Annotated in this window: 3 protein-coding genes; 2 read left to right on the forward strand and 1 reads right to left on the reverse strand. The window is 68.2% G+C overall.

Annotated features, from left to right (window positions below; genetic code table 11):
- Nucleotides 1-50: 50 nt before the first annotated feature.
- A complete protein-coding gene (locus DZC73_RS20300; RefSeq protein ID WP_124542205.1) occupies nt 51-1,634 on the reverse strand; it encodes an FAD-dependent monooxygenase in 1,584 nt (527 codons plus the stop codon).
- A 1,013-nt stretch (nt 1,635-2,647) separates the two neighbouring features.
- On the opposite strand from DZC73_RS20300, the gene DZC73_RS20305 reads away from it, so the two are divergent.
- Both DZC73_RS20305 and DZC73_RS20310 read left to right on the forward strand, forming a co-directional pair.
- Nucleotides 2,648-9,382, forward strand: coding sequence for a type I polyketide synthase (locus DZC73_RS20305; protein ID WP_124542206.1), 6,735 nt, complete (start codon nt 2,648-2,650; stop codon nt 9,380-9,382).
- 14 nt (nt 9,383-9,396) lie between these two features.
- Nucleotides 9,397-13,602: a non-ribosomal peptide synthetase gene (locus DZC73_RS20310; RefSeq protein WP_161974666.1), complete on the forward strand. Its 4,206-nt coding sequence runs from the start codon at nt 9,397-9,399 to the stop codon at nt 13,600-13,602.
- The last annotated feature ends 24 nt before the right edge of the window (nt 13,603-13,626 follow it).

Genomic DNA, 13,626 nt, shown 5'->3' on the forward strand with positions numbered 1-13,626 from the left:
TGGAACACGCCCGACTCAGGGTAGGAATCGCCCCCAGGTCGGATTGCCTATCACTGTCGAGCCACCTCGCTCTTGCGGCTGGCCAGGCTGGCCACCTTCGCAAACGCATCGGCCAGTTCGGCCATCGAGCCACGGGCTATCCCTCGCCAAGCGATGATCCCATCAGGACGGATCAGGACCGCGCCCTGCGCACCGATGCCCAGCAAGGACGCGAGGTCCGTGTCTTCATCCACGCTGAAGTCGGCGCCGACGATCGCGATGTCGATGGCTGCGGCACAGGCCTTCAAGGCGCTCGACCAATGGCTGTCCATCGCCACCAGCAGCCATCCTCGTTGAAGCAGATCGATGAAGGAGGCCGCAGTGCCGTTGACGTGGATCGGGCAGTGCGGAGCGCGCGTTCCCGGTTGGCCGTTCCATTCATCGGGATGCCGCGCCTCGGGCAGTTCGGAGCCCGCGCCCAGCACGGCTGTCGAGCGGTGAAGCTGGCCGAACTCGATCGCGTCATCGCCGATGATGCGCTCGCTCTTCATGCCCTTCGGTGCATCCGCCGCATAGTCGGGGCGAGCGAAGGTCTGCTGGTGCCGAGTCCAGGCGATCGGCCGGCGCTCGGCATCGTAGGTGTCGAGCAGCGCCGGTGACGACGTGCCCGACAGCACGGCCTGCAGCTTCCACGCGAGGTTGTGGACGTCATGGATGCCGGTGTTGGCGCCGTAGCCGCCGCGGGTCGGTGGCAGCTGGTGCGCGGCATCTCCGGCGAGGAAGATGCGGCCACTGGAGAAGCGGTCCGCCACCAGTGCCGACAGATCCCATCGGCCTGTCGCGAGCACGTCGACGTCCAGGTCTTCGCGGCCCACCGCACGGCGGATCGCCGCCACCTGTTCGTCGGCATTGCGCTCCACGTCATCGGTGAACATGAGGACCCATCGGCCGTCCTGGTAGGTGGTGAGGAAGGCCTTCAGTCCTGGCTGTCCGGGCTGCTCGATCTCCCACTGCGAGATGCCCCCTTGCAGGTGTTCATCGAGGTCGGCGCGGAACAGCACGCTGCGCACGAACCGCATGTGGCCGCGGCCGGAGCGCGTGATGTTGAGCGCCTCGCGGATGCGGCTGTCGCCACCATCGGCCGCGATCATGTAGCGGGCGCGGATGGTGGTCTCGCTACCTGTCTCGCGAGAGCGGATCACCGCCGTGACGCCCTCCGCATCCTGCTGGAACGAAACCAGCTCGGTGAATGGGCGGATGTCCGCGCCCAACTCGATCGCCCGGCCGCGCAGGATGGGTTCGAGGCGGTCCTGCGCGATCGCGGCACCGCGAACTGGAGACACCGGCCGCGTGGGCGCGCGATCCGCCTTGGCTGGCGGAGTCCAGTCGTGCTCGCTCTGCAGCGCTGCGCACAGGCTGGTCACGCGCGCCCGGCGCAGGCGGAATCCTTGCGGTGCCTGCGGGATGGCATCGCCCAGCCCAACGGCACGAAAGAGTTCGATGGTGCGTGGTGTGTAGCCGATCGCACGCGGATGTGGGGAACTGCCCGCATGGCGCTCCACGGTGATGGCGTTCACGCCGCGCGCGGCGAGGAACAGGGCTGCCGACAGGCCGACAAGGCTGCCGCCGACGACCAGGACTTGAGTGTGTTGCATGGAATGCGTCCTTGATGAAGGTGCTCGAAGGCACCGCGAAGGACACACGCCGCTGTGGACAAGGGAAACGCCGAAGACGAAGGCCGCCGGCTCATGCACCGCCCACAGGGGACGCATGTCCACCTGTGTCGCGGTCCGCGGCCATCAAGGGCTGGATTGCTCTCCGCGGGGAGCGGAGCGACCGGGGCTCACCACACCGGTCCACCATTTTCGACGGCGGGACTATAGCAGCCGCCATCGACTCAGCGTGACCGATGCGCAAGTGGCCTAGCCCAGTTCTCCAGCGGGTGCCATGGTGCGGTGCAAGGGACCGCACGCTCATGCGAATTGACAGGGTTCGCCATCGTGCGCCATGCAGCACGGCCGTGCGCATCTCGCCAGCAAAGCGTGCGGTCTGCGCGCCGACTTGATGAGAGCACTTTGCGTGCCGAGCAGACCACCTGGTGACAACTTGTCTAGCGCACTTGCCTCGACTTGGCTACCCCAACATAAGCAAGCGGTCGCTCATAAAAACCCTTGGAATTGCTGGGTTGCTGGTTGTACTGTTTCAAAATAAGCAGGCATCATTTCAACCATATCTGCTTACCAGGGACGGAATGCCTAGTTGCTCAACATTCTTCATCTAACCCGGAAGGGCTTTCTCGCCTGACGAGAGCGCTGCCGGAAATACCCCAGCATATACACAACTCGGGATAACCCGGGGCGGACTTCTTCGTCCTATTTTAGGACGGTCGGTCTAACCGGGTTCGAGTATTACCAGTTGGTGTCGAAATGGCGCCGATCGGGTGAACTCGCGCCTGTTATTTTATTTGTCACGGACGGTCCATCCCCTGATCGAGGAGAAACGGAATTGGCTTCGCAATGGGACATGAGAGCGCTGACCAGCCCCCAAGGACATGGGGGACGGTGCCCTGCTGCGTGGAGCGATTCCTGGCGCATGAGGCTGCATTCGCATCCGTCAATTCAGACCCCCTAATTTATCAGGGCGCGCACGCTTTGTTAAAGGCCACCATATGACCTTCCAGGAATCAGACACCAATTCCCCACAAATCCAAGGGATTCCCGAGGGGATTGACATCGCGGTGATCGGCATGGCATGTCGGTTTCCTGGGGCGACCGACTATCGCCAGTTCTGGGTGAATCTTGTAAGTGCTACAAACAGTATCACCGAGATACCCCCTAACAGATGGGATTGGCGTCCCTATTTTGAAGATTCGGGCACCGAAATCAACAAAAGCCGTAGTAAATGGGGGGGCTTCATTCATGACGCTGACAAATTCGAGCCTGAGTTCTTTGGTATCTCGCCCCGCGAAGCAGTATGGATGGACCCGCAACAGCGCATCGCGCTGGAGCTGACCTGGCAGTGCCTGGAAGACGCCGGCTACAAGCCCGCTGACCTGTCCGGCGCCAACGTCGGCGTCTACATCGGCGCCTGCAATTTCGACTACAAGACCCTGCAGGAGCGGGACTGCGCGCCGATCGAAGGCCACATCGCCACCGGCAACGCGAACGCGATCATCCCGAACCGCGTCTCCTACTTCTTCAACTTCCGCGGCCCGAGCATCGCCGTGGACACGGCCTGCTCCAGCTCGCTGGTGGCCTTGCAGCAAGCGGTCAGCGCACTTCGCAACAACGAATGCGACAGCGCGCTGGTCGGCGGCGTCGGCCTGCTGGCCACGCCGGACCGCTTCATCTCCTTCAGCACCGTCGGCATGTTGTCGCCCACCGGCGCCTGCCGCAGCTTCGACGCGGGTGCCGATGGCTACGTGCGCGCAGAAGGCGCCGGGCTGGTGATGCTCAAGCCGCTGGCGAAGGCGCAGCAGGACGGCGACGTCATCCTCGGCGTGGTCAAGGGTGTTGCCGTCAACCACGGCGGACGCGCACGCTCCCTCACCGCCCCGAATGCACTGTCGCAGACGCAGGTCATCACGACGGCGCTGCGCAGCGCGCAGATCGATCCGCAGACGGTCACCTACGTCGAGACCCATGGCACCGGCACACCGCTGGGCGATCCCATCGAAGTGCACGGCCTCACGCGTGCGTTCGAGCGCCTCAACCCCAGGCCTGCGCCGGAGCGCCAGACCAACTACTGCGCCCTCGGTGCAGTCAAGACCAACATCGGCCACCTCGAAGGCGCGGCCGGCATCGCGGGGGTGATCAAGGTGCTGCTGGCGCTGCGCCACCGCCAGATTCCGCCCAACGCCAACTTCACCGCGCTCAATCCGCGCATCAAGCTCGAAGGCTCTCCGTTCTACATCGCTGATCGCTTGTACGAGTGGAAACCTTCCGTCGGCGCCGATGGCCGCCCGCAGCCGCTGCGGGCCTGCGTCAGCTCCTTCGGCTTCGGCGGCGTCAACAGCCACGTGGTGATCGAGGAGGCGCCGGCGTCTTCTCCGGTGCAAGCGGACAGTGGTTCGCCGCAGATCCTCGCGCTGTCCGCCCGCAGCGAAGAGTCCCTGCGGCACATGGCCACCCAGTTCGCCGACCTGCTGAGCGCAGACCCCGGCAGCATGGAGGCCGTCTGCCGCCGCGTGAACACCGCGCGCAGCCTGCTGCCCCTGCGACATGGCGTTGCTGCCAGCACGGCCGAAGGCATGGTGGCGGCGCTGCGCGAAAGTGCCAACGGAGCCCGCACTGCACACGATGCGCCGGTGGTGGGGTTCCTCTTCACCGGCCAGGGATCGCAGTACGTCGGCATGGGCCAAGCGCTCTACGACACCCAGCCGGTGTTCAAGGCTGCGTTCGACCGCTGTGCCCACTTGTTGTCGCCGCTGCTCGGCTGCCCGCTGCACGAGCTGGTATTCAACCCTGACTCCGCGACGCTGGACCAGACACGCCACACGCAGCCTGCCCTGTTCGCCGTGGAATACGCACTGGCCGAGCTCTGGAAGGCCTGCGGCGTCGTCCCGCGCGTGGTGATGGGACACAGCGTGGGCGAAGTGACGGCCGCGTGCGTGGCCGGCATCCTGTCGCTGGAAGATGCAGTGCGGCTGATCGCCATCCGCGGCAAGCTGATGCACGAGAACTCGGTGCCCGGCGCCATGGCCACCGCCTTCGCGCCGGTGCAGCGCGTGCGCGAGCTCATCGCCGCACACCGGCTGGCGCTGGACATCGCCGCCGTCAACACCGAAGACTCCGCCGTGGTGTCGGGCGACGCATCCGCGGTTGCCGACTTCACGAGCATCCTGGCCAAGGCCGGCATCGACTGCAAGCCGCTGCAGGTCGAGCGCGCCTTCCACTCGGCCCTGATGGAGCCGATGCAGGCCCTCCTGCGCGATGCCATCGGTGCGCTGACATTCAACCCGCCGCAGATCGACGTGATCTCCAACGTCACCGGTGCCTTGCTCACGCCGGAGCAGCTCACGGCGGACTACTGGGTGGACCACGTCCGCCAGCCGGTGCTGTTCCGCGACGGCGTGCGCGCCATGCAGGCTCGCGGCGTGAACGTGTTCGTCGAGGTGGGCCCCTCGCCCACGCTGCTGAAGCTGGCGCGGCGTGAACTCGGTGCCGATGGCGAACTGCTGCCCAGCCTCAACCCTGCGTACGTCACGGCCGAACCCTTCCTGAAGGCAGTCGCCCGCCTGCACACGCTGGGCGTGGACATCGACTTCTCGCCGCTGTACGCCGCGGCACCACGCGCGCTCATCGAGCTGCCGCCCTACCCGTTCGCCGGCCAGTCGTACTGGGTGTCCAAGGAAACCTCCATCCCCTTGGCCACCTCGGGCGTGCCCGCGCGGACGTCCGCACCAGCATCCACCTTGCTGGGCCACCGGCTGGATCTCGCCGGCAATGCAGGGACCTATTTCAGCAGCACCTGCGAACTGGGCGCTCCGGCCTTCGCCTGCCTGGCCGACCATCGGATCCAGGACACGCCGCTGGTGCCAGGCGCCGCGTTCGCCAGCCTGGCGATCGAGGCCGCACGCTCGCTGAGGCAGGACCCGGCGCGCCAGCACACCACGCTCACCGACCTGCGCATCGCCAAGGGGCTGGTGCTGCAGCAAGGCGTGCGGCTCCAGACCATCCTGAAGCCGGATGCGCAGCCTGACGAATTCATCGTCGAGGTGTGGTCCAGCCCGGCCGCGCAGGCCGCGACCACCTGGACGCTGCATGCCAGCGGACGCATCGCCAACAGTGCCGCGCCGCTGGCCGCGCCCCTGCCCGTGCCTGACGCTGCAGCTTCGACCGACACCGCCCGCTTCTATTCGGAATGGGCAGGCCGTGGCGTCGCCTACGGTCCTGCCTTCCAAGGGCTGGTGATCTTCGACGCGACCGAGGACGCCTGCGTGGCAACGGTCCAGCTTCCGACGCACGTCGCCAACGACACCGCCTGCCATCCGGCGCTGCTCGATGCCATCTGGCAGGCCGCGTTGCCCTTGCTGCCGGCCGATGTGGTGCGCCATCGCCCGTTGCCCTTGCCGTGCGGCATCGACAGCCTGTCGATCGCCGGCCCGCTGCCCTGCGAGGTGACGGTGGTGGCGCGGCGTGCCGCCTGCAGTGGCGAGAACGGCATCCACCGCTTCGACTACGACGTCCTCGCCCATGACGACCAGCTGCTGGCTCGCGTGGAAGGCCTGAGCCTGCGGCCCGTGGCTGCGCTGCCTTCGCTGTCCGCCCCGCGTGCCGGCGACGCACTGCCCTGCTACCAGCCCGTGTGGCAACGCAGCGATGCCGTCGCCGCCGACGTGCCGGCAGACGACGAAGCGGACTCTCAGGCGGAGCTGATCGTGTACGCCGGCGACGGCGCCGCGCTCGCTGCCCGCCTCGCACGGCGGTTCGCCGACCGCCGGGTCGTCTGCATCGGCATCGATCTGGCGCAGGCGCTTCCTGGCGGCCACGTGTGGCCCAGCGCCGATGTGTCGTCGCTGCAGAACATCCTCGAATCGGCCGGCGCCGTCCGGCGCGTGCACTTCCTCGCAGGACTGCAGCTGCCGTCCGCTCCGGCTGGTTTTGCCACCGTGGACGAAGACCGTGAACAGTTCGACCGGGCGCAGTCGCACGGCGTGTTCGCACTGTTCAAGCTGCTCAAGGGACTCGGCAGCACCGGCCAGCATCCGTCGCTGACCGTCGTTGGGAACCGGACCTGCACCGTCGTCCGGGACGAGCCGATGCTGCCGTGGAGCGCGGCCTGCTTCGGCCTGGCCAGGGTCTACGGCAACGAGCATCCCGGTGTCAGCGTGCGCTGCGTGGATCTGGACCTCGGCAGCGAACCCTCGCCCGCGCAGTGGGACCAGGCTGCGTCATACGTCCAATCCGCCCCGGCGCATGACGGGTCCATGGCCGCCTATCGCCACGAGGTGCGCTTCGAGCAACGGCTCGAACGCATCGAACTGCCGGCCGCCCCATCGAAACCAGTCTGGCGGCAGCAAGGCACCTACGTGATGCTCGGCGGTGCAGGCGGCATCGGCATGGCGCTCAGCCGGCACCTGGCCGAGCACTACCAGGCCAAGATCGCCTGGATCGGCCGCAGCCCGATCGACGACGGCAAGCAGGCCGCGATCGAAGAGATCCGGGCACTCGGCGGCCAGGCGATCTACCTGCAGGCCGACGCTTGCGATGCCACCGCCCTGCGGCGCGCCATCGAAGACACCGTGGCGCGTTTCGGGCCGGTCAACGGCGCGGTCCATGCGGCCCTGAGCCTGAACGACCAGAGCCTGGACGGCATGGACCTGGCGCGCTTTCGCGCCACCTTCGACGCCAAGTCGCAAGGTTCGCTCGCACTGGCGCAGGCCGTCCATGACCAGCCGCTGGACTTCATCGCGTTCTTCTCGTCCGCGGTGTCCTTCCTCGCCAACCCGGGCCAGGCCAACTACGTGGCGGGCTGCGTGTTCCAGGATGCCTACGCCAGCCATCTGAGCCGGCAACTGGGCGTGCCGGTCAAGGTCTTCAACTGGGGACGCTGGGGCGCGATCGGCGCCGTGGCCTCGCAGGAGTTCGCGGCCAGGCTGGACGCGCAAGGCATCTACGCCATCGATCCGGCACAGGGCCTGGAGACCATCACTACCATCCTGGCGGCCCCGGTGTCGCAGGTGATGCCCATGCGCGCCAGCGAGCAGGTGCTGTCGAGGATGTCGGTGCTTCCCGGCCGCACCGGACGCTGGGTGGCCGAGCGGACCGCGGCCGACCTGGAAGCGATTCCGGCGCAGGTCGCCGGCCGGCAGACCCTGTCGCCAGCGATCGACAAGCCGTCATCGGCCGAGCTGGCTGCCGGCTACCTGCACCTCAATGACCTCGCTCGCGGCTATGTGCATGCGGCGGTCGCCGGCCTGCTGGGGCAGTCGCGCTGGCCCGCCCGTGCCACGGCCGATGGATTGGCCGCCGACCTGGGCGTGGCCTCGCTGCACCGCCGCTGCTTCGATGCACTGCTGCAAATCCTGCGGCGCGACAAGTTCATCAGCGCCGACGGCGAACACTGGACCCGCACCGGTGCCGAATTGCGTCCACGCAGCCTCGACGAACTGAAGACCGTCTGCGACTCGCTGCTGGCGGCGCATCCCTGGCTGCGTCCGGAACTCACGTTGCTGGGCCAGTGCGGGCCTGTGTTGAAGCAGGTGCTGCGAGGCGAACTGGCCGCCACGAGCGTCATCTTCCCGAACCTGTCGATGGAACTCGTGGAGCCGGTGTACAGCGCCGGTCCACTCGCGATCGAATGCAACCACCGGGTGGGCCAGATCACCACCGCCGCCGTGCAGGCGCTGTGCGCCGCGGACCCGCAACGCACGGTGCGCGTCATCGAGATCGGCGCGGGCACGGGCGGCACCACGTCCGTCGTCCTGCAGCACCTGGACGAGGTGCTTCGCCAGGGTTCGGCACGGGTCGAGTACGTCTACACCGACATCTCGCCCGCCTTCTTGCACTACGGCCGCGAGAAGTACGGCCCGGGCCGCCCCTTCCTGCAATTCCAGTCGCTGGACATCGAGAAGCCGCTGGCCGACCAGGGCCTGGAGCCCGGTGGCCACGACATCCTCATTGCCTCGAACGTGCTGCACGCGACGCGCAGCCTGGAGCGCACCCTGCAGAACGTCAAGTTCCTGCTGCGCCAGGGCGGCATGCTGCTGCTCAACGAAGTCATCGAGGCCCAGGACTTCCTCAGCATCACCTTCGGCCTGCTCGACGGCTGGTGGCTGGCCGAGGACCGCACCCGGCGCCTGGCGGATTCGCCGCTGCTGGACCCCTCGCTGTGGGCCGCGACGCTGGATGCCGAAGGCTTCGACGGCACGTCCTGCTGGCGCAGCGATGCCGGCGAGGTGTGCGCCCAGGGCGTGCTGACGGCTGTCAGTGACGGCCGGTACCTCGACCTCGCGGCCAAGGCCCAGGCTGTGCAGGCCAGGCGCAGCGCCGAAGCACACGCATCCGCAGACAAGCCGCAACGCACCACCGCGCAGGACGTGCTCGACGCATCCGCAGGCAGCGCCGCCGAGACCCTGGGCAAGACGGTGCTGGACTACCTCAGCGCCGAGCTGTCCGAGGTCCTGCAGCTGCGGCCCGCCCGCATGAAGGAACTGGGCAGCGCGCTGGGCACCCTCTTCCTGAGCGAGCTGGGCATGGACTCGCTGACCGCCATGGACCTGCGCAACCGCCTGCAGCGGCAGCTCTCGCTGGACGTGTCGGTCGAGACGCTGCTGGGCGGCGCCCGCGTGCACGCCGTCGTCGACCTCATCTGCGAAAAGCTGCTGTTCAAGCGGCTGGTCGCCACCGCTGAATCCGCGCCGGGCGATGCCTCGGCCGACATGGAGACCTTCACGCTATGACGCTGGACAGCCTGATGAGAGAACTGGCCGAGCGCGGCGTGCGCGTCGGCGTGGCCAACGGCGAGCTGAAGGTCACGGCCGCCCGCAATGCGCTGACGGACGAGCTCAAGAGCGAGCTGCGCCGGCTCAAGGGCGACATCCTCGCGGCGCTGCAATCAGCGCCCGCTGATGCGGACGCTGCCATGCCGGCCTGCCGCCTGCGCCCCGAAGACCGCCTGGAGCCCTTCCCGTTCTCGGACCTGCAGATGGCCTTCTACATGGCCGACAACCCCTACCTCGAGTACCACGTGCGGCCGCACTACTACGTCGAGACCGACTGCGACGGGCTGGACGTGGACCGCTACCTGTGGGCCTTGAACAAGGCGCTGCACCGGCACCGCGGTGAGGTCGTGATGGTGGTGGACGACGGCCACCTGGCCGTAATGCCCGAGGTGCCGCTCGTGCAATGCCCGATCAACGACTGGCGCCACCTCGACGAAGCCGAAGCGAAGCATCGCCTGGCCGAGCTGCGCAGCAAGGGCAGCCGCCAGCAGTTGCCGCTGGGACGCTGGCCCTGGTTCGACCTGCAGATCTCGCACTGGCGAGAAGCCGGCCGCGAACGCACGCGCATCCACTTCAACCACAACAACTTCTACACCGACGGCTACGGCGCGACCGTCCTGCAGCGCGAGGTGGACCGGCTGTACGAGAACCCGCAACTCGAACTGCCGCCGCTCACGCTGACCATCCGCGACGCCATCCTGGCGCTGCACGATCTGGCCGACTCGCCCGCCGGCGAGCGCGCCCGCCGCTACTGGCTCGACCGGCTGCCCGAGCTGCCGGGCCCGCCGGAGCTGCCCATGACGAGCGCCAACAAGCGCGTGCGTTCGCAGCTGCAGCGGCGCGAGGGCTACCTCACGGCCGAGCAGTGGGACCGCTTCAAGACCCACGCCGGCCGTTGCGGCCTGACACCCACCGGCGCCATCGCCTGCGCCTACGCCGAGATCCTCTCGGCGTGGAGCGGCTCGCAGCACTTCATCCTCAGCAACATGGTGACGCGGCGCCTGCCCATCCACCCGGAGGTGATGCAGATCGTGGGCAACTTCGCCTCGCTGTATCCGCTGGAGGTGGACCTGCGCGGCGGCACCTTCGCCCAGAAGGCCTTGCGTCTGCAGCAGCAGATGATGCGCGACGCCGCCCACCGCGAGTGGGGCGGCATGCAGGTGATGCAGGCCATGAACCGCATGAGCGGGTCCATGGGCACCGTGCCCTGCCCCTTCGTGATCGGCAGCGGCCTGTTCATGGAGAAGTACAAGAAGGCCGATTTCGGCTGCCTCGAAACGGCGCAGACGGTGATGGACCACCAGTTCTGGGAGCTCAACGATGGCCGCTACTTCTACGTGTGGGACCTGCTGGAGGAGTTCTTCCCCGCCGGCATGATCAACGCCATGTGGCGCGCCTTCGCGGCGCTGCTGGAGAACCTGGCGGCCGATGGCGAGGCCTGGCAGTCCACGCGCTTGGACATCGCACCGGCGGCCGAGCCCGCGATCCTTGGCGCCAACTACGAAACCATGGACGCCGGCCTGCTCCACCACGGGCTGGACCTGGCATTGCGCCGCCAGCCGAAGAAGGCCGCCGTCCGCTCGCCCCAAGGCGCGCTCAGCTACGCCGCACTGGATGCCTGGAGCGCCGGCATCGCCGCGGAGCTGACCCGCTGCGAAGTCGCAGCCGGCGAGCTGGTCGCGATCGTCATGGAGCGCGGCCCCGCCATCGTGGCCTCGTCGGTGGGCATCCTGCGCGCCGGCGCGGCCTACGTCCCCGTCGACCCGGGCCTGCCGGCCGAACGCCTGCGCTACATGCTCGAGAACAGCCGCGCACGCATCGCCCTCACCAGCGCGGAACACCGGGCCCGCATCGACTGGCCCGCCGGGCTGCGGGTGGTCGTGGTCGAGCAGGCACCGCCGGCCTCGTCGGCTGCACGCGTGCCCGCACCAGCCACCGCGCCGACGGACCTCGCCTACGTCATCTACACCTCCGGCTCCACCGGGCGGCCCAAGGGCGTGATGATCGACCACCGCGGTGCCCGCAACACGGTGGTGGACATCAACGACCGGTTCGGCATCACCCGCGACGACGTCGTCTTCGGCGTGTCGTCGTTCAGCTTCGACCTCTCGGTCTACGACGTGTTCGGCGTGCTCGAAGCCGGCGCCACAGTGGTCTACCCGGACCCCGCCTCCGCCCTCAACCCGGGCCACTGGCTGGACCTCATGGACAGCGAGGGCGTGACGGTGTGGAACTCCGCCCCGCCCCTCATGGGCCTGCTGGTGGAGACCGCCCTGCGCCGCGGACAGACGCTGCCGCACCTGCGCATCGTGATGCTCAGCGGCGACTGGATTCCCGTGGAGCTGCCCGAGCAGATTCGCCAGATCGCACCGCAGGCACGCATCTACAGCCTGGGCGGCGCGACCGAGGCGTCGATCTGGTCCATCTACTACGAGATCGGCCAAGTCGAGGCGGGCTGGACGCGCATCCCCTACGGCAAGCCGCTCGCCAAGCAGGCCTGGCACGTGCGCGACGCGCAGAACCGGCCGACGCCGACCTGGACCGTGGGCGACCTCTACATCAGCGGCATCGGCCTGGCGCAAGGCTACTGGGCCGACGAGGAAAAGACGCAGGCCAGCTTCATCACCGACCCGCTGACCTCGCAGCGCCTGTACCGCACCGGCGACCGCGGCCGCTACCTGCCCGATGGAAACATCGAGTTCATGGGCCGCGCGGACACGCAGGTGAAGATCCAGGGCCACCGCATCGAGCTCGGGGAAATCGAGACGGTGCTCAACGCCTGCCCGCTGGTCAAGGAGGCCGCCGTGCTGGTCCGCTCGCCGGGCGGCGCGTCTGTCGCCGGTCCGGGCCTGAAGGAACTGGTGGGCTGCGCGGTGCTGCGCCAGCCGGCCCCCCGCAATGACGAGGAGGCCGCGGGTGTCATCGAACAGCTGCGCGCCGCGCTGCGCCATCAGTTGCCGGCCTACATGGTGCCGCCCGTGTGGATGCTGCTGGAGCAGATGCCCTTGTCGTCCAACGGCAAGCTCGACCGCATCGCACTGGGCCGCCAGGCCGCGGGCGCTCGCCGCAGCGAGGCCGGCCGGGCCGAACGCCTCGCGCCTCGCACGCCGACCGAGGTCACGCTGGCCGAGCTGTGGAAACGCGTGCTCCGGCTCGACAGCGTGGGCATTCGCGACGATTTCTTCGAGTCCGGAGGCCAGTCGATCGACGCCGTGCGCTACGTGGCGCTGGTGCAGGAAAGCCTGGGCCGGCTGCTGTCGCTGGGCGACGTGTGGGAGCACCGCACCATCGAGAGCCAGGCGGCCATGCTCGACCTCCCCGAAGACGAGGCCGTGCGCGGCAACCTGATGCGGCTGGGCCGCACGGGCCAGGGTCGGCCGTACTTCATGGTCCATCCGGCCGGCGGCCAGAGCGTGGGCTACTACGAACTGGCCGGCCTGCTGGAGCGGCCGAGCTACGGCTTCGTCGCCCACGCCGAAGAGGCGGCCGGTGCGGAGCTGTCCAGCATCGAGGCCATCGCGCACCGCTACGTCACGCAGCTCAAGCAGGAGCAGCCGCGCGGGCCCTACTCGCTGGTGGGCTGGTCGTCCGGCGGCTGCATCGCCTTCGCGATGGCGCACGAACTGGAACGCGGCGGCGACGTCGTCGACCAGCTCACGCTCATCGACTGCCCGGCGCCGGTCGTTCACGACCCGATCGGCGACGAGATGATGCTGCACGGCTTCATCGAAGACCTGAACCTGGGCGTGTCGCTGGCCGGGCTGCAGGACGGCATCGATGCATCGCTGCCGCTGGCCCGGCGCTTCGAGCAGGTCGTGGCACGGCTGACCGCCCGCGGCAGCATCGCGCTGGACGCCGGCCCGCTGCTGGCGATCTACCGCGTCTTCCACGCCGTCGTCACCGCCGTGCGCGCCTACTGGCCCGGCCGGGTCGCCGCGAACCTGCTGGTGCTGCGCGCCTCGCAGGGCGAGGTGTCGGAGTTCGCGGGCCACCCCCACACGGCCCGCGCCGACTGGGGCTGGTCGCTGCTCACCACGGGCCAGGTCCACACACGCCGGATCACCGGCAGTCACTACACGGTCCTGGGCAAGCCCGGTGTCGTGCAGATCGCAGACGTCCTCCAGGCCCCGGTCGGCATCACGCCGACCCACGCGGCCCAGGCGCCCCTTGAAATCTGAATCCACTTCAACAGTCGAGCGCAT

Source organism: Rhizobacter terrae (assembly GCF_003852895.1).
Lineage (GTDB): Bacteria > Pseudomonadota > Gammaproteobacteria > Burkholderiales > Burkholderiaceae_C > Albitalea > Albitalea terrae.